This window comes from Cupriavidus sp. MPR-AND1C (genome assembly GCF_058809705.1).
Genome location: NZ_JBXASU010000025.1, coordinates 20,228 through 41,593, shown reverse-complemented (window position 1 = coordinate 41,593; position 21,366 = coordinate 20,228). Strand labels below are relative to the sequence as shown.

Sequence of the window (21,366 nt, the reverse complement as noted above, 5' to 3'; positions counted from 1 at the left end):
GCGGGCGGGGACATTGCTCGCAACAGCGCTTACTTGAGGGCCTTTTCCAGCGCCGCGATAAACGCCGCGTTTTCCTCGGGCAGGCCGATGGTGATACGCAGCCATTGCGGCAGGTTGTAGTTGCCCACCGGCCGTACAATCACGCCCTGCTTGAGCAGCGCCAGGTTGACGCGCGCGCCGGCGCCATCGTCCCGCCCCACGCGCACCAGCACGAAATTGCCCGAGGACGGCACGTATTGCAGGCCAAGCCGGTCGAATGCAGCCACCAGTTGTGCCTTGCCGGCACGGTTCAGCTCGGCGCTGCGCTGCAGGAAGGCCGCATCGCCCAGCGCCGCCACCGCCGCTGCCTGGGCCAGGCTGTTGACGTTGAAGGGTTGGCGGATACGGTTGAGCAGATCGGTCAGCGCGGGCTGCGCCACGGCGTAGCCAATGCGCAGCCCGGCCAGGCCATAGGCCTTGGAGAAGGTGCGCGATACCAACAGGTTGGGATACTTGCGGACCCACGCGATCGAATCGTACTGCTGCGCGTCGTCCAGGTATTCGTTGTAGGCCTCGTCCAGCACCACCACGACATCGGCCGGCACCTTGGCCAGGAAGGTCTCGATCTCGGCGGCCGGCAGGAAGGTGCCGGTCGGGTTGTTAGGATTGGCGATAAAGACCAGGCGCGTGTCCGGGGCGATGGCCACGGCCATGGCGTCGAGATCGTGGCCGTAGTCGCGCGCCTTGACCTCGATGGCGCGCGCGCCGACTTCCTGCGTGGCCAGCGCGTACACCGCGAAAGAATGCTCCGCATAGACGATCGACTCGCCTGGCTTGACCAGCGCATGCGCCGCGATTTCCAGGATATCGTTGCTGCCGTTGCCCAGCGTGAGCCAGTCGGGCGGCACGTCGAAGCGGGCCGACAGCGCGCCCTTCAAGGCGAAGCCGTTCGCGTCCGGGTAACGGCCCAGGTCGGCCACGGCGGCAGCGATGGCGGTCCGGGCCGATTCGGGCATGCCGAGCGGATTCTCGTTCGAGGCCAGCTTGACGATGGTGGACTCGACCAGGCCAAACTCGCGCGCCACTTCGGAAATCGGCTTGCCCGCCACGTACGGGGAAATCGCCCGCACATACTCCGGACCGAACTGCTTGCCCTGCTCTGCCATGTTCATTCCTTCTCTGAAACGTTGTTCGCGGATCGCCGATCCTGTTACCGGCTGGACGGATACGAGCCCAGCACCTTGAAGTAGGCCGCGTTGCGGCGCAGCTCTTCCAGCGCGCGCGCCACTGAAGCATCGTGCTGGTGGCCTTCGACGTCGACGTAGAAGTAGTACTCCCACGCGCCGCTGCGCGCTGGGCGCGACTCGAACCGGCACATCGACACACCGTTATCGGCCAGCGGCGCAAGCAACTGGTAGACCGCGCCTGCCTTGTTGGGCACCGAGAGGATCATCGAGGTCTGGTCGCTGCCGGAGGGCTCGGTTTCGTAGCGGCCGATCACGGCAAAGCGCGTGCGGTTATGCGGATCATCCTGGATGTGCGTGCGCACCAGATGCAGGTGGTAGCGATTGGCCGCCGACTCGCCGGCGATGGCCGCCACGGTGGGATCCTCGCTGGCCATGCGTGCCGCTTCCGCATTGCTCGACACCGCCTGGCGCTCCAGGTGCGGGTAGTTGGCCGTGAGCCAGTGCTGGCACTGCGCCAGCGCCTGCGCATGCGCGCGCACCACAGTCACGCCTTTCATATCGGGCGACGATGCCATCAGGTTGTGGTGCACCTTCAGCGCGATCTCGCCACTGATCTTCAGCGAGGTCTGCAGGAACAGGTCCAGCGTGCGCGAGACCGCGCCCTCCGTGGAATTCTCCACCGGCACCACGCCGTACTCCACGGTGCCGGCTTCCACCGCGCGGAACACCTCATCAATGCTGGGGCAGGGTACGCCGCTGACCTCGTGGCCAAAGTGCGCGTACAGCGCCTGCTCCGAGAAGGTGCCTGCCGGGCCGAGGAATGCCACCTCGAGCGGCTTCTCCAGCCCGCGGCAGGCCGACATGACTTCACGCCAGATTGCCGCCACGCTGTCGTCTAGCAGGGGGCCAGGGTTGGCCCCCTGCACCTTGCGAATCACCTGCAACTCGCGCTCGGGGCGGAACACCGGCGCGCCGTACTTCTTCTTGACCTCGCCCACGTCGAGGGCGAGTTGCGCGCGGCGGTTCAGCATCGCCAGCAGCTCGCGGTCGAGCGTGTCGATCTGCTCGCGCAGCGGCGTCAGCTCGACGCCCAGCGCCTTTTCGGCCGCGCCATTGTCCTGCTGCGCCTCCCCCTGCGCGCCCTGCTTGTCTTGATTTGTCATTGTATGAATCCGCTACGCCACGCCATTGCGCAGTGCCAATGGCAGTGAAATGGCCTTGGGAAAAACCGAATCGGCACCACTGCGGCATCGCCACGCGATGCCGCAGCGAACAAAGGATCAGGCCGCGGTCCGCTCGAACTCGCGCATATACTCGATCAGGGCGGCAACGCCCTCGATCGGCATGGCGTTGTAGAGGCTGGCGCGCATGCCGCCGACCGACTTGTGGCCCTTCAACTGCACCAGGCCATTGGCACGCGCGCCCGCCAGGAAGGCGTCGTTGCGGGATTCGTCGGCCAGGAAAAACGGCACGTTCATGCGCGAGCGGCTGCCTGGATCGATCTCGTTGCGGTAGAACGCGCTCTGGTCGAGGAACTCATACAGCGCGTGCGACTTGGCGATATTGCGTTGCTCGATGGCGCCTACGCCGCCCTGCGCCTTGAGCCACTTGAAAACCAGCCCGGCGATATAGATGGAATAGGTCGGCGGCGTGTTGTACATCGAGTCATGCTCGGCCACCAGGCGCCAGTTGAAGGCGGATGGGCACAGGGGATGCGCATGGCCCAGCAGGTCTTCGCGCACGATCACGATGGTCAGGCCGGCCGGCCCGATGTTCTTTTGCGCGCCGCCGTAGGCGACCTGCACGCGCGACCAGTCGACCGGGCGCGACAGGATGTGGCTGGAGACGTCGGCGACCACGACCGGTCCGCCGTCGCGGTGCTGGCCGATGTCGGGCACGTCCTGGAACTCCACGCCAACGATGGTTTCGTTGGTGCACAGGTGCACGTAGGCAGCATCGTCCGACAGCTTCCAGTCAGCGACATCCGGGATGCGGGCGAACTTTTGCGCGGTGCTGGTGGCTGCGATATTCACCTCGCCGTAGCGGCGCGCTTCCTGCTCGGACTTGACCGACCAGGTACCGGTGACAACGAAATCCGCCTTGGGACGATCCGCGTTCACGCGGCGCATCAGGTTCAGCGGCACGATACCGTTTTCGCCGATGGCACCGCCCTGCAGGAACAGGATGCGGAAGTTCTTCGGCACCTGCAGCAGCTCGCGCAGGTTGGCCAGCGCCTCGGCCTGGATGCTCTCGAACTCGCGACTGCGGTGGCTCATTTCCATCACCGAGACGCCGGATCCGTGCCACGACAGCATCTCGTCGGCTGCCTGCAGCAGCACTTCGGTCGGCAGGGCCGCCGGACCCGGCGAGAAGTTATAGACACGCTCGGCCACGGCGCGCTGCATCATGGCGGCAAGTGCTGGATTCTGGGGTTCGTTCATGGATCGGGATCGAAATGAAAAATGGCTGCCGGTATTACCCAAGCAGCCATTATCCATCAAACCCGCGCCGGATTGGGGAGGCGAGGACAGCGCCCCGCCCGCCCAGCCTGCCCGCCGGTGAATTACTTCGCCGCGGCGGCGATCTCCTTCTCGGCGGCGTCGCGCATCGACTTGCCAACTTGCGGGCCGTACTTTTGCATCATCGAGCCCCAGATTTCCTGGGTCGCCTTGCCCTGGTTAGCCATGAACTTCTGGCCGGTCGGCGACTTCAGGAACGTGGTCAGGTCCTTGATTTCCTGGGCGCTGTAGTACTTGCCGAAGGCGTCGTAGTGGGCCTTCATGGCATCGGTCTTGAAGCCATCGGTGGTGAACGCCGTGCCGGCGCCATCAACCATGCGCTGCACCGCGCCGTTCTTCTTGAGCTTCTCGACAGCAGCTTGCTTTTGCTTGTCGTTGAGCGTCTTGTTCTCGACCAGTACCTGCTCCAGGACCATGGGCGCTTCCTGCTTGGCGCCTTGCTGCCAGTTCTCGGCCTGGCCCTTGACGGCCTGGTCGGCCTGCATCACGGTCAGTAGTTCCTTGATGGCAGCGGACTTGTCGGCGTCCTGGGCATGCGCTGCGTTGGCCAGCATCATGGCCGGTACGAAGGCAGCCAGAACAGCGATACGTCGATAGGTTTTGAGCATTGTGACTCCCTTGTAAATATGTCCGTTTTAGTCCCGCAACCGGCAATCGAGTTCCGGATAACGGGTCAATGTTGCAACAACTTACGAATTTGATCCCGTGTCAGGCGTGCCGGCGTCGGTGCCGTCCTGCGCACCCGCCTGCTCACCGTCGGCAGCCGGAGCCGCCGCATCCACCGCGTCAGCCCCTTCTTCGAGTTCGTCGCCCGCCACACCGTTGTCGGCATCGCTTTCGACGATTCGCTGCAGGCCGGACAGCTTGGTGCCCTCGTCCACATTGATCAGGGTCACGCCTTGCGTGGCACGCCCCATCTCGCGGATTTCAGACACACGTGTGCGGATCAGCACGCCGCCGGTCGTGATCAGCATGATCTCGTCCTCCGGCGACACCAGCGCGGCGGCCACTACCCGGCCGTTGCGCTCGCTCGTCTGGATCGCAATCATGCCCTTGGTGCCACGACCGTGTCGAGTGTACTCGGCGATCGGGGTGCGCTTGCCGTAACCGTTTTCGGTGGCGGTCAGCACACTGCCCACTGCGACGGCCTGCTCGCTGGTCTCAGCCGGGGCCACCAGCATGGCGATCACCGTCTGGCTTTCTTCCAGATTCATGCCGCGCACGCCGCGGGCCTGGCGGCCCATCGGACGCACGTCGTTTTCGTCGAAGCGCACGGCCTTGCCGGAATCCGAGAACAGCATCACGTCGTGCTGGCCATCGGTGACGGCAGCGCCGATCAGGTAGTCGCCCTCATCAAGATCGACAGCGATGATGCCGGCCTTACGCGGGTTCGAAAACTCGGTCAGCGCCGTCTTCTTGACAGTGCCGCGCGCAGTGCTCATGAAAATGAAGTGCTCGGCGTCGAACTGGCGCACCGGCAGGATGACGTTGATCTTCTCGCCATCGGACAGCGGGAACATATTGACGATCGGCCTGCCGCGCGAGTTGCGCGACCCCTGTGGCACCTCGTACACCTTCAGCCAGTACAGCCGGCCGCGGTTCGAGAAACACAGGATGTAGTCGTGCGTGTTGGCGACGAACAGCGTGTCGATCCAGTCGTCTTCCTTGGTGGTGGTCGCCAGCTTGCCGCGGCCGCCGCGCTTTTGCGCGCGGTACTCGGAAATCGGCTGGCTCTTCATATAGCCACTGTGCGACAGGGTCACCACCATGTCCTGCGGGGTGATCAGGTCCTCGGTATCAAGCTCGGTCGCGTTGAGTTCGATGTGCGAACGGCGCACGTCGCCGAACTCGGCGCGGATGGCGGTCAGCTCGTCGGTGATGATGGTGCTGATGCGCTCCGGGCGCGACAGGATGTCGAGCAGGTCGGAGATGACCGCCATGACATCGCGGTATTCCTGGACGATCTTGTCCTGTTCCAGGCCCGTGAGGCGCTGCAGGCGCATCTGCAGGATTTCCTGGGCTTGCGAGTCGGACAGGCGGTACAGCCCGTCGGCTTGCATGCCGAAGATGGCCGGCAGGCCGTCCGGGCGATAGGACGCCCGGCCGCCGGCGGTATCGCCTTCAGCGCGTGCCAGCATTTCGCGCACCAGGCTGGAATCCCAGGCCTTGGCCATCAGCCCTTGCTTGGCGATGGGGGGCGTGGGCGCCGCCTTGATGATGGCGATGAACTCATCGATGTTGGCAAGAGCCACCGCCAGGCCCTCCAGCACGTGGCCGCGCTCGCGCGCCTTGCGCAGCTCGAACACGGTGCGGCGGGTGACGACCTCGCGCCGGTGCGACAGGAAGCAATCCAGCATCTGGCGCAGGTTCAGCAGGCGCGGCTGGCCATCGACCAGCGCCACCATGTTCATGCCGAAGGTGTCCTGCAGCTGGGTGTGCTTATATAGATTGTTAAGCACCACTTCCGGCACTTCGTTGCGCTTGAGCTCGATCACCACGCGCATGCCGGATTTGTCGGACTCGTCGCGGATATCGGAGATGCCCTCGACCTTCTTGTCCGTCACCAGCTCGGCGATGCGCTCGAGCAGGGTGCGCTTGTTGACCTGGTAGGGCAGCTCGTCGACGATGATCGCCTGGCGCTGGCCACGGTCGATATCCTCGAAGTGCGTCTTGGCGCGCATGACGACGCGGCCGCGGCCGGTGCGGTAGCCTTCGCGCACGCCCTGGATGCCATAGATAATGCCGGCGGTCGGGAAGTCCGGTGCCGGAATCAGCTCGATCAGTTCGTCAATCGTAGCTTGCGGATTACGCAGCAGATGCAGGCAGCCATCGACCACTTCGTTAAGGTTATGCGGCGGGATATTGGTGGCCATACCCACCGCGATACCCGACGAACCATTAATCAGCAGATTCGGGATACGTGCCGGCAGAATCAGCGGCTCATGTTCGGAGCCGTCATAATTCGGCCCGAAATCGACAGTTTCCTTATCGATATCGAGCAGCATCTCGTGGGCAATCTTGGACAAGCGGATTTCGGTATAACGCATGGCTGCCGCGTTATCCCCGTCCACTGAACCGAAGTTACCCTGGCCATCGACCAGCATGTAGCGCAGCGAGAAATTCTGCGCCATCCGCACGATCGTATCGTATACAGCAGTATCACCGTGGGGGTGATACTTACCAATCACATCCCCTACGATACGGGCCGATTTCTTGTACGGCCGGTTCCAGTCGTTGTTAAGCTCATGCATCGCATAGAGCACACGCCGGTGTACCGGCTTCAAGCCATCCCGCACATCGGGAAGCGCGCGCCCGACGATCACGCTCATGGCGTAATCGAGATAGGAACGGCGCATTTCCTCTTCGAGGGAGACCGGAAGGGTTTCTTTGGCGAATTGATCCATTGCGGCGTGGGTTATCCGGCGAATTTAAACAGAAGGCACCCAGGTGAATCGCCATTCGCCAAAGCGGCGTCTGACAGGTGGGCAACGTGACATTCTAACATGCGCGGCTGCCCTCTCCCTTAGCCGCGGCGCCCCCCTTGGCAGGGGCTTCGGCAGCGCCCGGAAAGCACGCGCAAGGCCGAGTCGAAAAGCCTGCAAGCACGGCCTGACAAGGGTTTGCGGGCATCGCAAGGGCCATGTTGCACAAACACCACAGGCCTAAAACCCATTGATGGAATCGAATATATTTACTTCTTAGGAAACGACCCTTGTGGCACAATTCCCCAGCGAAGAGCCAGACATTGTTCGAAGTGGAGCATACACCGCATCGAGAATGTTATACTCCGAAGAATGTATGACTTGTTTCCGTCCATTTGCTCGCAGTAACCCTGCGGTGATCTCATCCTGAGAGGAGAAATATGAAAAAATTTGCCAAGCTCGCGCTCGTTGCAGCTACCGCAGTAATGGCTGCATCCGCTCAAGCCCAGTCCGTCCCCTACGAAAAGAAGGCTGTGAACGATAGCTGGGGCAACGGTACGAGCGAGTACGTGTGGAAGAACGGCACGAACGAGCTCTGCTGGCGCGACAGCTCGTGGACCCCGGCCACCGCCAACGCCCTGTGCGACGGCGCCCTGGCACCGGCGGTCGCTCCGGCGGCAACGCAACCCCCGGCAGCTGTTCCCCCGGTTGTTTCCAGCGAAAAGGTCACTTTCGCTGCTGACACCCTGTTCGATTTCGACAAGGCTGTGCTGAAGCCGGAAGGCAAGGCAAAGCTGGACGACCTGTCCTCCAAGCTGTCGGGCATCACCCTGGAAGTGATTATCGCAGTTGGCCACACCGACTCGTTCGGTTCGGACAAGTACAACGATCGCCTGTCGATCCGTCGTGCTGAAGCCGTCAAGGCGTATCTGGTCAGCAAGGGCGTGGAAGCCAACCGTGTCTACACCGAAGGCAAGGGCAAGCGCCAGCTGAAGGTTGACCCGAAGTCGTGCAAGGGCAATCGCAAGGCACAAATCGCCTGCCAGCAGCCGAATCGCCGCGTGGAAGTCGAAGTGGTCGGCACCCGCAGCGCACGTTAATCGGAACCTTTCCGATGAAAGAAAGCCCAGCGCAAGCTGGGCTTTTTTTTTGATACAGTCGCGGCATACCCTCCGCCTTCACGCTGCCGCACTGGTGGCGCGCCAAACTCCATGACGCAGATATCCTCCCCGCTCCATCCGACCGTTGAAACCACCTTGATCGGCAAGAACGCCGACGCGCGCGAAATCGACAAGTTCAGCGAGCTGGCCCATCGCTGGTGGGATCCGGAAAGCGAGTTCAAGCCGCTGCATGAACTCAATCCCTTGCGGCTCGGCTGGATTGATGGCATCGCCAGCCTCAAGGGCAAGGATGTAGTCGACATCGGCTGCGGTGGCGGCATCCTGGCGGAGAGCATGGCGCGCACCGGCGCCACGGTGCGCGGCATCGACCTGTCCACCAAGGCGCTGAAGGTCGCCGACCTGCACAGTCTGGAGTCCGGCGTGACAGTAACCTACGAAGAGATCGCTGCCGAAGCGCTGGCGGCGCGCATGCCCGCCAGCGTCGATGTGGTGACCTGCATGGAAATGCTGGAGCACGTGCCCGACCCGCAATCGGTCCTGCGCGCCTGCGCCACCCTGGTACGCCCGGGTGGTCACGTGTTCTGCTCCACGATCAACCGCAACCTCAAGGCCTATCTGCTGGCCGTGGTCGGCGCTGAATACGTGCTCAAGATGCTGCCGCGCGGCACGCACGACTACGACAAGTTCATCACGCCGTCCGAACTCGCCCGCTACGCCCGCAACACCGGGCTCGAACTGGTCGAGATGCGCGGCATGACCTACAACCCGCTGACCCAGGTCTACTCGCTGGGCCGGGACACCGATGTGAACTATATGATGGCATTTCGCCGGCCTGCCTGAACATGCGCACCTACGACGCAGTCTTCTTTGATCTCGACGGCACGCTCGCCGACACCGCCCCCGACCTGGCCGCGGCCGCGAACCGGCTCGTCACCGAGCATGGCCGCCCGCCCGTGGACTACGAAAAACTCCGCCCGGTGGCCTCGCACGGCGCGCGCGGGCTGATTGGCGCCGCCTTCGGCAAGAGCCCGGCCGACCCCGAGTTCCCCGCCCTGCGCGACACCTTCCTCGATTACTACGAGGCCGACATCGCGGTGCATACGCGCCTGTTCGACGGCATGGCCGAAGTGCTTGACGCGCTGGAAACCGCCGGCATCCGCTGGGGTATCGTCACCAACAAGATCACGCGCTTCACCGCGCCGCTGGTCGCCGCCATCGGGCTGGCGCCACGCGCCTCGGCCGTGGTCAGCGGCGACACCACGGCGCATGCCAAGCCCCACCCCGCACCGCTGCTGCATGCCGCCGAAGTCAGCGGCGTGGCGCCCGGGCGCTGCGTGTACGTTGGCGATGATGTGCGCGACATCCAGGCCGGCAAGGCCGCCGGCATGATCACCATCACCGCTGCCTACGGCTACTGCGGCGATGGCGAGCCGCCCGAGGCATGGGGTGCCGACTACCTGGTGCGCCATCCCAGCGAGCTGATCGCGCTGCTGGCCCCTCGCGCACAGCGCTGACGCGGGCGGCGGCGCGACGGGCATTTACACCCGAAGCCGCCAACGGAGTACAACCTCTCTAACTGCTAACGACGAACGTTACGCACTGGCCGCTTAATTGCGGCCGTCCTCGCACTGGCTCGCTGGCGGGCTAGAGTCGCAAGACTACGCGAGGTCATTAACGCCAGATAAGCCCTGAGTTTGTCACGGACCCAGGGACGAAAATTTAGTGACTCGCCGTTGTAGAGCGTGTCCGTCCGCGATGCACCGGTTAGATCAAATGACAGGACTAAGTATGTAGAACTCTCTGTGGAGGGCTTGCGGACGCGGGTTCGATTCCCGCCGGCCCACCAATATTCAGTCCCGGTTATTTCCGGGACTACCGAAACCCCGAGGATAGGCATCCTCGGGGTTTTCTTTTTTCCGGCTTTGATAATGAGGGCGGTGCCCGCACTATCCCCAGGAAATTGCTGGAAACGCGGGAAATTTCCGCCGAATTAGGATTTGTCCGATTCACATAACACCCTCAAGCCTGCATCATCTACACAAGCTGCCTCTGCAGAGGCAGTCTTCCAGACTGCGAGCCTTCGTAGCTTCACGTCCGGAGTTGCCCTCCAGCGCCCGCTCAGTCCTGTGCGGGCGTCTTTTTTTGCGCGCTCGAACAGCGCTCAGCCCGGCCACCGACGCAAGGTCATCAACAAATTGTAATCATCTGTTACAGTCGAGATTTTCTCGGAAACCGAAAAGCGGCGCCAGAGGCGCTCACGTGCACCGGAACGGGCAAAGTACAAATGAAGAAACTCATTGGGGCTGCAAGCGTTGCGCTGGCCCTCGCAGGCTGCGGCGGATCGGGCGACAACAGTGACGGACTGGCGATCGTGCGCACGCCTCCCGCTTCCACACCCACGACCCCCACGGCCCCGTCGACGCCGGTGATCCCGGCAGCGCCCGACACCATCGCGCTCGGCTCCGGCTTCTATATCGGCACCTCTGCCGCCGGTGAGCGGTTCAACATCCTGGTACTGGACGAGAACGTCTATTACGCCTTCTACGCGATGGCGGGCATACCGGACGTATCAGCCGGAGTCCTGAGCGGCAACTACAGCTCGGGCAGCGGCGCGCTCACCACCAATAACAACGGGCTGGATTTCAATCAGGAGGCGGCGGGCTACAGCCTGACTGCAGCGAACTTGATGGCGGCCTACGTGCCGGGCAAGTCGATCCAGGCGCAGGTCACCTACCGCAACGGCAAGAGCACGGTTGTCAATGCCACCTACAGCACCGACTACAACTTCATCGCAACCGCCGACGGCATGAAGGGGACTTACTACGGCACGTCGAACGTCATTGACACGACCGGAATCACGGCGGGTGCGGTAAGGCTTTCCATCGACGCCAGCGGCAACCTCACGCTAGACGGCAGCGCCTCGGGCTGCAGCTTTACCGGGACCGCCACGCCGCGGCGCCAGGGCAAGGTCTACAACGTCACGTTGCAGCTGCTTGGGCCGACCTGCCGCTACGCGAACACACCCATGACCGGCATCGCCTACTACGACCCCACCACCACGCATAGCTTGCCCACGCCCGGCCAGATCTACCTGTTTGCGATGCGCCCCGACCGCCAGGTCGGGGTCATCTTCACTGGCAAGCTCTGAAGCACGGCCTAGAGAAAACGATCGAGGATCTTGCGGCTGCCCTTGTCCAGGCTGGCCAGGTTGCGCACCAGGTAATGGATGCCGTGACTGTCGGAGATCAGCAACGTAGATCCGGCGAGGCGGCGGATGTCTTCCTCGCCACGCAGCACCAGCGACGTGAGGCCACGATCCGTCTCCACCTCCCAGGTGCTGGGGGTGGCGTAGGTCGATACCGAGCGGATGCGGCGGATTTCCGGCATGAATTCACGGCTGGCCAGTTCGGCCTCGATCATCTCGCGCACCGGGGCGGGCAAGGTATCCAGGCGGGGCAGCCAGGCCAGCTCGCGGCCATCGGCGCTGACGAGGCCGACACCATCGTCGGGCGCGGCGATGGGGAAGGCGCGCACGGGAACGACACCATCATGCACAACGCCATCCGCCGTGGTCATCACCAGGCGGCCAAGGGCATTGCGGGAGAGCTTGAAATCGACTTGCTGCATGTGGGCTCCCATCCTTATTGCACGTTGACCGCATCGGCGGAGGTGAGATCCGCGTCGGCATCGACATTGCGGGCCTGCGCCTGGTAGAGCTTGTAGTAGGCGCCTTCGCGCGCCAGCAACTCATCGTGGTTGCCAACCTCCACGATCTGTCCACGATCCATTACCACCAGGCGGTCCGCCTTGCGCAGCGTGGACAGGCGGTGGGCGATGGCGATGGTGGTGCGGCCTTGCACCAGGTTGTCCAGCGCCTTCTGGATTTCCTTCTCCGTCGTCGTATCCACCGACGAGGTGGCCTCGTCCATGATCAGGATGCGCGGGTTGATCAGCAGCGCGCGAGCGATGGAGATGCGCTGGCGCTCGCCGCCGGACAGCGCTTGCCCGCGCTCGCCCACCAAAGAGTCGTAGCCGTGCGGCAGGCGCAGAATGAACTCGTGCGCATGGGCGGCGCGCGCCGCGGCGATGATCTCTTCGCGCGAAGCACCCGGTTTGCCGTAGGCAATGTTCTCGGCAATCGTGCCAAAGAACAGGAACGGCTCCTGCAGCACCAGCCCGATATGGCTGCGGAACTCCGAGACCGGCAGCGAGCGGATATCGACGCCGTCCAGCCGGATCGCGCCTTCCGAGACATCGTAGAAGCGGCAGATCAGGTTGACCAGCGTGCTCTTGCCTGACCCGCTGTGTCCCACCAGGCCAATCATCTCGCCCGGTGCGATCGACAGGTTGAGCCCGCGGATCACGGCACGGTTGCCGTAGCGGAAGCCCAGGTCGCGCAGCTCGATGGCGCCCTCCACACGCTCCAGATGCACCGGCCGCGTGGGTTCCGGCACGCTGGAGACATGATCGAGGATATCGAAGATGCGCTTGGCGCCGGCGGCGGCCTTCTGCGTGACCGAGACGATGCGGCTCATCGAATCCAGGCGTGTGTAGAAGCGGCTGATATAGGTGAGGAAGGCCACCAGCACGCCGACCGTGATCGCTTTGTGCGAGACCTGCCAGATGCCGAAGATCCACACCACCAGCAAGCCGATCTCGGTCAGCAGCGTGACGGTCGGGGTAAACAGCGACCACACCGCGTTGACGCGGTCGTTGATGGCCAGGTTGTGCCGGTTGGCTTCCCGGAAGCGTTCCACTTCGCGCTTTTCCTGCGCGAAGGCCTTGACCACGCGGATGCCCGGGATGGTATCGGCCAGCACGTTGGTGATCTCCGACCAGATCCGGTCGATCTTCTCGAAGCCGTGGCGCAGCCGGTCGCGCACCAGGTGGATCATCCACGCGATGAACGGCAGCGGCACCAGGGTCACCAGTGCCAGCCACGGGTTGATCGAAATCAGGATGGCCGCCGTCATGACGATCATCAGCACGTCGGTGGCGAAATCCAGCAGATGTAGCGACAGAAACACGCAGATGCGATCACTTTCCGAGCCGATGCGGGCCATCAGGTCGCCCGTGCGCTTGCCGCCGAAGTACTCTAGCGACAGGCGCAGCAAGTGCTCGTACGTGGTAGTGCGCAGGTCCGCGCCGATGCGCTCGGACACTCGCGCCAGCAGATAGGTGCGAGCCCAGCCAAGGCTCCACGCCACCAGCGCCGCACCCAGCAGGCCGGCCAGGTACAGCTTGACCCGGTCGTAATCGATGGGCAGCCCGTTCTGGTAGGGGATCAGCACGTTGTCCATCAGCGGCATGGTCAGGTACGGCGGCACCAGCGTCGCGGCGGTGGACAGCAGCGTCAGCAGGAAACCGGCCAGCAACTGGAAGCGGTACGGCCGGGCGAACCGCCACAGGCGCAATAGCGCCCAGGTCGACGGCGGCGTTTCCAGGTCACGGCTGCATTGCGGGCATTGGTCGTCGTCCGGGGGGAGCGGGGCCTTGCAGGTCGGGCAGACCGCTTCGGCATCCAGATCCAGCTGCCCTGCCCGGCCCGAGGCCGACAGGTCGCGCTGCGCGTGGAACTGGTCGATCAGGCGCAACGCGGCCGGGTTGTGGCCCAGCGTGTAGCGCCAACTGGCCAGCAATCGCCCGTTGCCTTGCAACTCCAGCGTGCCAACCCCCGCATGATCGGCGTGATGCAGCGATAATCCGGGCTGGATCGCCCATTCCTGCCAGTCTTTTTGTCCCGGCATGCGCGCCAGCAAGCGACGATCCGTCACAAGTACCCAGCCTTGGGTAAAATGCAGCTTTGCGTCAAGGTCGACTTCGAGCCAGGCAAGCACGGCTTCGCCAGGCTGCAGGCGGGCGCCGAGTTCGTTACGCCACGGCTCGTTCTGGGCGTCGCTGTCAATCACGGGCAAGGAAAGTTGGGTCATCGTTGGTACGGCATGCTGCGTCCTTGGGCTATGGACATAACTTGAAACAATTTAGCGCGGGCGCGCCCTGGCGGCCCGCCGATTTGCCCGCAGTATACATAAGGCCAAACACACGGGCGCCCCTGATGCACTGCACAATCGCTTTTTAATCAAGAAAGTCAACCGGCTGACCGTTGTAACGTTACTGAAAGGTTAGGCTTCTATTTCTCGGGCACTCGCCCACTGCCTCAAGCTAAATCAATGAAAAAGAAGGACATTGAGATTTTCGATGTCATGTCGCTGCGCGGCCCGAATATGTGGACATATCGGCCTGTGCTGGAGGCGTGGGTCGATATCGGGGAACTGGAGGATTTTCCCTCCAACACGATTCCGGGGTTCTACGAGCGCCTGTCGGCATGGCTGCCCTCGCTGGTCGAGCATCGCTGCAGTATCGGCGAGCGCGGCGGCTTCCTGCAGCGGCTCAAGGAAGGCACGTGGCCTGGCCACATCCTGGAACACGTCACGCTTGAGCTGCAGAATCTCGCCGGCATGCCCGGCGGCTTCGGCAAGGCGCGCGAGACCCCGATCCGGGGTGTCTACAAGGTGATCGTGCGGGCCTGGCACGAGGATGTCACCCGTGCCGCCCTGTTCGCCGCCCGCGACCTGGTGATGGCCGCCATCGAGGACCGCCCCTACGACGTTCAGGAGACGGTGGATCACCTGCGCCGCCTGGTGGACAAGCACTGCCTGGGTCCGAGCACTGCCTGCATTGTCGATGCGGCCGACGACCGCAACATCCCGGCGCTGCGCCTGTCCGAGGGCAACCTGGTGCAACTCGGCTATGGCAGCCGCCAGCGCCGCATCTGGACCGCAGAGACCGACCGCACCGCCGCCATCGCCGAGAGCATCTCGCGCGACAAGGACCTGACCAAGAGCCTGCTGGAATCCTGCGGCGTGCCCGTGCCCGAAGGCCGGCTGGTGGAAAGTGCCGCCGACGCCTGGGACGCCGCCGAGGACATCGGCCTGCCGGTGGTGGTCAAGCCCTATGACGGCAACCACGGCCGCGGCGTGTTCACCAACCTGACCACGCGCGAAGAAGTCGAGACCGCCTACGGCGTCGCCATCGACGAAGGCAGCGGCGTCATCGTCGAGCGCTTTGTGCTGGGCAACGAACACCGCCTGCTGGTGGTGGGCGGCCGCCTGGTAGCCGCCGCCATGGGCGAGACCGCCAGCGTGACCGGCGACGGCAAGTCGACCATCGACGAGCTGATCGAGTCGCAGATCAATTCCGACCCGCGCCGCGGCAGCACCGAAGACCACCCGCTCAACAAAGTGCGGCTGGATTCGGCCGCGCGCCTGGAACTCAAGCGCCAGGGCTTCGACGCCACGTCCGTACCGCCCGAGGGCAAGCATGTGCTGATCCAGCGCAACGGCAACGTGGCCTTCGACGTGACCGACCGCGTGCACCCGAGCGTGGCCGCGCATGCCTCGCTGGCCGCCCGCATCGTGGGCCTGGACATTGCCGGCGTCGACCTGGTGGCGCAGGACATTTCGCGGCCGCTCGCCGAGCAGCGCGGCGCCATTGTCGAGGTCAATGCCGGCCCCGGCCTGCTGATGCACCTGAAACCCTCCAACGGCGAAGCCCGCCCGGTGGGCCGTGCCGTGGTGGATCACCTGTTCCCGGCTGGCGAAGGCGACGACAACGGCCGCATTCCCGTGGTCGGCATCACCGGCACCAACGGCAAGACCGTGGTGGCCAAGCTGGTCGCACGCCTGCTGCAGCTCTCGGGCAAGCACACCGGCCTGGCTTGCAGCGACGGTCTCTACCTGGACCGCCGCCAGGTGCAGGGCGGCGACCGCGCCAACTGGGACGCGGCCCGCCGCATCCTGATGAACCGCGCGGTGGATGCCGCCGTGATCGAGAACGACAGCGGCGCCATCCTGTCCGAAGGACTCGCCTACGACCGTTGCCAGGTCGGCGTGGTGACCAATATCGATGTGCCCGACCACCTTGGCCAGTATTACGTCGAGGAAGTCGAGAAGATGTACAACGTGCTGCGCACGCAAGTCGATGTGGTGCTGGACGGCGGCGTGGCCGTGCTCAACGCGCGCGACCCGCTGGTGGTGGAGATGGCGCAGCTGTGCGATGGCGACGTGATCTTCTTCGGCATGACGGCCGACCTGCCCGCCATTGCCGCGCATCGCGCGGCGGGCCGCCGCGCGGTCTACGTGCGCGACGGCAAGGTGGTGCTCGCCACCGGCAGCCGCGAGGTGCCGCTGGCCGATGTGGCCGCGATCCCCCTCACCTATGCGGGCCGCGTGGCCTTCCAGGTCGAGAACGTGCTGGCGGCTGTGGCCACCGGCTGGGCGCTGGGCATCTCCAACGACCTGATCCGTGCCGGCGTGGTGACATTCGATGTGGGCCAGGTGGATGTGCCCGGACGCTTCACGCTGTTCGAGCGCAACGGTGCCATCGTGGTGATCGACGACGCCCACAATGCACCCGCGCTGGAAGCGCTGGTGGCATCGCTGGAACGCTTCCCGAGCGAGCGCCGCGTGGTGGTGTACGGCGCCGGCGCGCCGCGCCGCGACGAAGACATGGTCAAGCAAGGCAAGGTGCTGGGTGCCGCGTTCGACCGCGTCTTCCTGTGCGAAGACACCTCGGTCAAGCGCGCGCTGCCGGATGCCGAGGCACGCGCGCTGCTCAAGCAGGGCCTGTATGAAGGCCGCCGCGTGACCAAGATCATCGACGAGGGCTCGCGCCGCCAGGCGATCGAGGCCGCACTCGCACAAGTAGTGGCCGGCGACCTGCTGGTCCTGCAATGCGATGAGGCGACGACCCTGCCGACGATCGACCTGGTGCACCAGTGGATGGGCCAACCGGGCCGCCGCGCCTGATCCGCAAGGAAACTGATTTCATGGAAGTCTCACGTATCCGGGCCCTGCGCGGCCCTAACCTGTGGTGCCGCCACACCGCCATCGAAGCCATCGTTTCTTGCTCCGACGAGGCCCACACGCTGGCACAGTTGCCCGGTTTTGAAGAACGCCTGCGCGCGCGCTTTCCCGAGGTAGGCCCGCTGCGGCCCGATGACAACGAAGGCGTGGTGTCGCTGGCGCACGCGCTCGAATGCGCGGCCATGCGCCTGCAAGCAGAGGCCGGCTGCCCGGTCAGCTTCAGCCGCACCGCACCCACCGTCGAACCCGGCACCTATCAGGTGGTAGTGCAGTACAGCGAGGAAGAAGTCGGCCGGCTGGCGCTGGAACTAGCCGCCACGCTGTGCCGCGCCGCGCGCGACGACATGCCGTTCGACCTGGCTGGTGCGCTGCATCGGCTGCGCGAGCTCGACGAAGACGTGCGCCTGGGGCCGAGCACCGGCTCCATCGTCTACGCGGGCGTGGCACGCGGCATTCCGTATCGCCGCCTGACGCAAGGCAGCATGGTCCAGTTTGGCTGGGGCAGCAAGCAACGCCGCATCCAGGCCGCCGAAACCGACATGACCAGCGCGGTCGCGGAATCGATCGCACAAGACAAGGAGCTCACCAAGAAGCTGCTGCACGCCGCCGGCGTGCCGGTGCCGATGGGACGCTCCGTCTCGGACCCCGACGAAGCCTGGGCCGCCGCGCAGGAAATCGATGCGCCGGTGGTGGTCAAGCCGCGCGACGGCAACCAGGGCAAGGGCGTGGCGGTGCGCATCCGCACCCGCGAGGAAGTCATCGCCGCCTATGAAGTCGCCGCCGAGATCAGTTCCGACGTGATCGTCGAGCGCTATATTCCCGGCCACGATTTCCGCCTGCTGGTGGTGGGCAACCACCTGGTCGCCGCGGCCCGCCGCGATCCGCCCCAGGTCACCGGCGATGGCAAGCACACCGTGCGCCAGCTGGTCGAGGAAGTGAATCGCGACCCGCGCCGCGGCGAGGGACACGCCACCTCACTGACCAAGATCCGCTTTGACGATATCGCGCTGGCCACGCTGGCCAAGCAGCATCTCACCGCGGATGCGGTGCCGCCCAAGGGCACCCGCGTGGTGCTGCGCAACAATGCCAACCTGTCCACCGGCGGCAGCGCGACGGACGTCACCGACGATGTGCACCCGGACATGGCGGCCCGAGCCGTGGCGGCCGCGCGCATGGTCGGCCTGGACATCTGCGGCGTCGACGCGGTCTGCGAGACCGTGCTCAAGCCGTTCGAGGAACAAGCCGGCGGCATCGTCGAAGTCAATGCGGCGCCGGGCCTGCGCATGCACCTGCAACCCTCCTACGGCAAGGGACGTGCGGTGGGCGAGGCCATCATCTCCACGATGTTCGCCGACGGCGACGATGGCCGCATCCCCGTGGTGGCGGTCTCCGGCACCAACGGCAAGACCACCACGGTCCGCCTGATTGCCCACCTGCTGGCCGGCAGCGGCCTGCGCATCGGCATGACCGGCACCGACGGTGTCTACGTCAAGGGCGAGCGCATCGATACCGGCGACTGCAGCGGCCCGCGCAGCGCCCGCAATGTGCTGATGCACCCCGACGTGGACGCCGCCGTGTTCGAGACCGCGCGCGGCGGCCTGCTGCGCGAAGGCCTGGCCTTCGACCGCTGCGACGTGGCGGTGGTCACCAACGTGGGCGAAGGCGATCACCTCGGACTGTCCTTCATCAGCACCGTGGAAGACCTCGCCGTGCTGAAAAGCGTCATCGTGCAGAACGTGGCGCCGCACGGCATGGCCGTGCTCAATGCCGCGGACCCCATGGTGGTGCGTATGGCCGACGCCTGCCCGGGCGCCGTGACGTTCTTCGCGGCCGACCTCAACAACCCCGTGATGGCTACGCACTGCGCGCAGGGCAAGCGCGTGGTGTACGTCGAGGATGGCCATATCGTGGCCGCCGAAGGCGAGAACCAGGTGCGCATCGCGCTGTCGAGCATTCCGCTGACGCGCGGCGGCTCGATCGGCTTCCAGGTCGAGAACGCCATGTCCGCCACAGCGGCGGCGTGGGCGCTGGGCATCGACTGGGAAGTGATCCGCCGTGGCCTGGCAACCTTCGTCAACGATGCGGCCACCGCCCCCGGCCGCTTCAACGTATTCGACTACAAGGGCGCGACGCTGATCGCCGACTACGGCCACAACCCGGATGCGATCCAGGCCCTGTGCAACGCCATCGAAGGCATGCCGGCCGAGCGCCGCTCGGTGGTGATCAGCGGTGCCGGCGACCGCCGCGACGTCGATATCCGCCGCCAGACGGAGATCCTTGGCGATGTGTTCGACGAAGTGATCCTGTACCAGGACCAGTGCCAGCGCGGACGCGAGGACGGCGAAGTGCTGGCCCTGCTGCGCGAAGGCCTGGAGGGCGCGAAGCGCGCCAGCGCAGTCGAGGAGATCCGTGGGGAGTTCCTTGCTATCGATACTGCGTTGTCGCATTTGCAGCCGGGGGATCTTTGCCTGATTCTGGTGGATCAGGTGGAGGAGGCGCTGGCGCATATTGAGCAGAGGATTGCTCAAGGGTGAGTGGGAAGTCGCCACGCAGCAAGCAGAAAGCCAGCCTCGTCGGCTGGCTTTCTTGCTTTCGGATTTTGATTGGCGTTGGCGTTGGCGTCTTGTACCCAACTGCCGTATGACCCTTGGGTACAAAGCCACCTATACCCCCACCCCTAATGCCTCCCCGGCAACGACAGCCGCCTCTCCAACAAGCGCTGCATATGCGCCAGCGCCGTACTGAGCATCCAATAAATAGCAGCCACGGCAAGATAAAGCGGCAACGGCTGGTAGGTCGCGGCAATCACCTCCTGGGCCGTGCGCAGCAGCTCGGTCACCGTGATCACAGACACCAGCGAGGTGTCCTTGATCAGGCTGATCAGGCTGTTCGACAGGCTCGGCACCGCCAGCCGCAGCGCCTGAGGGCCGATCACGTAGCGCAAGGCCTGGCCTTGCGTCAGGCCCAGGCTGTAAGCCGCCAGCCACTGCCCGCGCGGGATGCCGAGGATAGCGCCGCGCATGCTCTCCGAGAGATACGCCCCTACGTTCAGGCTCAGCGTGAGCACGCCCGCCGGGGTGGGTTCCAGCGCGATGCCGATGCCCGGCAAGCCGTAATACACCACGAAGATCTGCACCAGCAGCGGCGTGCCGCGCATGATGCTGACGTAGGCGCGTGCGACGGCCTTCGGCACGGGCTGGTGGCTGATGCCCATCAACGCCACCACGGTGCCGAGCACCAGCCCGAAGATCATCGACAGCAGCGCGAACTTGATGGTCAGCAGCATGCCCTGCAGCAGCACGGGCAGCGATGTGGCAACGAGCTGGAGAGCGGACATGGAAAGCCCTGGCGGGAGGCGTGCCCGCGCTTATCTGGCCGGCTTGGTCACGTCACTGCCAAACCACCTGGCCGAAAGCTTGCCGAGGCTGCCGTCCTTGCGCATCTCGTCGAGCGCGCGGTCGATGGCCTGCGCAAACTTCGGATTGTCCTTGCGAAAGGGGATCGCCACCTCGGAATTGCCGCCTTCCACAATCGCGCCGGGCCGCAGCGGCAGGTTTGACGTCTTGATCAGGTAACCGATCATCAGGCGGTCGTTCAGCGCGGCATCCACGCGCTGCGCGGCCAGGTCGCGCAGGTATTCGGGTGCGCCCGGATAGGTCTTGACATCGATGCCGGCCACCGACTTGGCCAGTTCGTTGTAGTTGCTGCCCAGGCTCACGCCGAGCTTCTTGCCTTTCAGGTCCTCGAGGGACTTGAACTGCCGGTTGTCATCCTTGCGCTGGATCAGCTGCGCCGCCGAATACACGTAAGGCGTGGAGAAATCCAGCACCTGCTTGCGTTGCGGCGTTACCGCGACCTGGTTGACGATCACGTCGAACTTGCCGGCCTGCAGCCCGGCAATGATGCCGCTCCACTCGGTGGTGACAAACTCCGGCTTGACGCCCAGCTTGGCCGCCACGCCCTTCGCCACATCCACGTCGAAGCCTTCCAGCTGGTTGTTGCTGCCGCGGTAGTTGAATGGCGGATAGGTGCCTTCCAGCCCGATCTTGAGCACGCCGGCCTGCTTTACGGTATCGAGCAGGTCGGCGGCCTGCGCGGCGGCGCCGGCCGCCAGCAGCGAAACGGCGAACAGGGCGTTGAGACAGCCAGTACGAAGCGATCGCATATGTTCTCCAGTCAGCACAGCCGACGCGGACGGCGTCCGCGTCGGTCCGGCAAGCGTTGGCCCGGCGTTGGTCCGCCAAGCGCGCAAGCCGGCTTTTAGCCTAGCGCAA

The 21,366-nt window shown here is 64.6% G+C and carries 15 protein-coding genes and 1 other RNA gene; 7 read left to right on the top strand and 9 right to left on the bottom strand.

Annotated elements, in window-relative coordinates:
• Positions 1-29: 29 nt before the first annotated feature.
• From hisC to gyrA, 5 genes are all read right to left on the bottom strand, one after another.
• On the bottom strand, positions 30-1,145 hold the full coding sequence (hisC, locus tag AC1RWI_RS15845; protein WP_043351363.1) for a histidinol-phosphate transaminase: 1,116 nt from the start codon (positions 1,143-1,145) through the stop codon (positions 30-32).
• Between the two features lie 44 nt (positions 1,146-1,189).
• On the bottom strand, positions 1,190-2,329 hold the full coding sequence (gene pheA / locus AC1RWI_RS15840; protein WP_043344480.1) for a prephenate dehydratase: 1,140 nt from the start codon (positions 2,327-2,329) through the stop codon (positions 1,190-1,192).
• Between the two features lie 117 nt (positions 2,330-2,446).
• Positions 2,447-3,607 (bottom strand): 3-phosphoserine/phosphohydroxythreonine transaminase, encoded by a 1,161-nt coding sequence (gene serC, locus AC1RWI_RS15835; RefSeq protein ID WP_043344478.1) that lies wholly within the window; start codon positions 3,605-3,607, stop codon positions 2,447-2,449.
• 122 nt (positions 3,608-3,729) lie between these two features.
• Positions 3,730-4,293: a DUF2059 domain-containing protein gene (locus AC1RWI_RS15830; protein WP_492867368.1), complete on the bottom strand. Its 564-nt coding sequence runs from the start codon at positions 4,291-4,293 to the stop codon at positions 3,730-3,732.
• A gap of 81 nt (positions 4,294-4,374) precedes the next feature.
• Positions 4,375-7,089 carry a DNA gyrase subunit A gene (gene gyrA, locus AC1RWI_RS15825; protein ID WP_043344474.1) on the bottom strand — a complete coding sequence of 905 codons (2,715 nt, stop codon included), beginning with the start codon at positions 7,087-7,089 and terminating at the stop codon, positions 4,375-4,377.
• Between the two features lie 458 nt (positions 7,090-7,547).
• On the opposite strand from gyrA, the gene ompA reads away from it, so the two are divergent.
• From ompA to AC1RWI_RS15800, 5 genes are all read left to right on the top strand, one after another.
• Entirely contained in the window at positions 7,548-8,207 is a 660-nt protein-coding gene (gene ompA, locus AC1RWI_RS15820; protein WP_043344473.1) for an outer membrane protein OmpA, read from the top strand.
• Between the two features lie 111 nt (positions 8,208-8,318).
• On the top strand, positions 8,319-9,068 hold the full coding sequence (gene ubiG / locus AC1RWI_RS15815; protein ID WP_043344472.1) for a bifunctional 2-polyprenyl-6-hydroxyphenol methylase/3-demethylubiquinol 3-O-methyltransferase UbiG: 750 nt from the start codon (positions 8,319-8,321) through the stop codon (positions 9,066-9,068).
• Positions 9,069-9,070: 2 nt separating this feature from the next.
• The gene (gene gph / locus AC1RWI_RS15810) at positions 9,071-9,742 is read left to right on the top strand and encodes a phosphoglycolate phosphatase (protein WP_043344471.1); all 672 of its coding nucleotides are present in this window, start codon (positions 9,071-9,073) and stop codon (positions 9,740-9,742) included.
• Positions 9,736-10,074: a transfer-messenger RNA gene (gene ssrA / locus AC1RWI_RS15805) on the top strand. The genes gph and ssrA overlap by 7 nt, the downstream gene beginning before the upstream one ends.
• A 438-nt stretch (positions 10,075-10,512) precedes the next feature.
• On the top strand, positions 10,513-11,376 hold the full coding sequence (locus AC1RWI_RS15800; RefSeq protein ID WP_043344470.1) for a hypothetical protein: 864 nt from the start codon (positions 10,513-10,515) through the stop codon (positions 11,374-11,376).
• A gap of 8 nt (positions 11,377-11,384) precedes the next feature.
• On the opposite strand, the gene AC1RWI_RS15795 is transcribed toward AC1RWI_RS15800, so the two are convergent.
• Both AC1RWI_RS15795 and AC1RWI_RS15790 read right to left on the bottom strand, forming a co-directional pair.
• The gene (locus AC1RWI_RS15795) at positions 11,385-11,855 is read right to left on the bottom strand and encodes a cyanophycin metabolism-associated DUF1854 family protein (protein ID WP_144409738.1); all 471 of its coding nucleotides are present in this window, start codon (positions 11,853-11,855) and stop codon (positions 11,385-11,387) included.
• A 14-nt stretch (positions 11,856-11,869) separates the two neighbouring features.
• Positions 11,870-14,158, bottom strand: a complete 2,289-nt coding sequence (locus AC1RWI_RS15790) for a cyanophycin metabolism-associated ABC transporter (RefSeq protein ID WP_492867365.1) — start codon at positions 14,156-14,158, stop codon at positions 11,870-11,872.
• A gap of 240 nt (positions 14,159-14,398) precedes the next feature.
• Between AC1RWI_RS15790 and cphA (AC1RWI_RS15785) the strand changes: the two genes are divergently transcribed.
• Positions 14,399-17,035 (top strand): cyanophycin synthetase, encoded by a 2,637-nt coding sequence (cphA, locus tag AC1RWI_RS15785; RefSeq protein WP_492867363.1) that lies wholly within the window; start codon positions 14,399-14,401, stop codon positions 17,033-17,035.
• A gap of 20 nt (positions 17,036-17,055) precedes the next feature.
• Positions 17,056-19,626: a cyanophycin synthetase gene (cphA, locus tag AC1RWI_RS15780; protein WP_043351361.1), complete on the top strand. Its 2,571-nt coding sequence runs from the start codon at positions 17,056-17,058 to the stop codon at positions 19,624-19,626.
• Between the two features lie 143 nt (positions 19,627-19,769).
• On the opposite strand, the gene AC1RWI_RS15775 is transcribed toward cphA (AC1RWI_RS15780), so the two are convergent.
• The gene (locus AC1RWI_RS15775; RefSeq protein ID WP_043344462.1) at positions 19,770-20,429 is read right to left on the bottom strand and encodes an amino acid ABC transporter permease; all 660 of its coding nucleotides are present in this window, start codon (positions 20,427-20,429) and stop codon (positions 19,770-19,772) included.
• A gap of 30 nt (positions 20,430-20,459) precedes the next feature.
• Positions 20,460-21,257 (bottom strand): transporter substrate-binding domain-containing protein, encoded by a 798-nt coding sequence (locus AC1RWI_RS15770; protein WP_043344459.1) that lies wholly within the window; start codon positions 21,255-21,257, stop codon positions 20,460-20,462.
• Between the last annotated feature and the right edge of the window lie 109 nt (positions 21,258-21,366).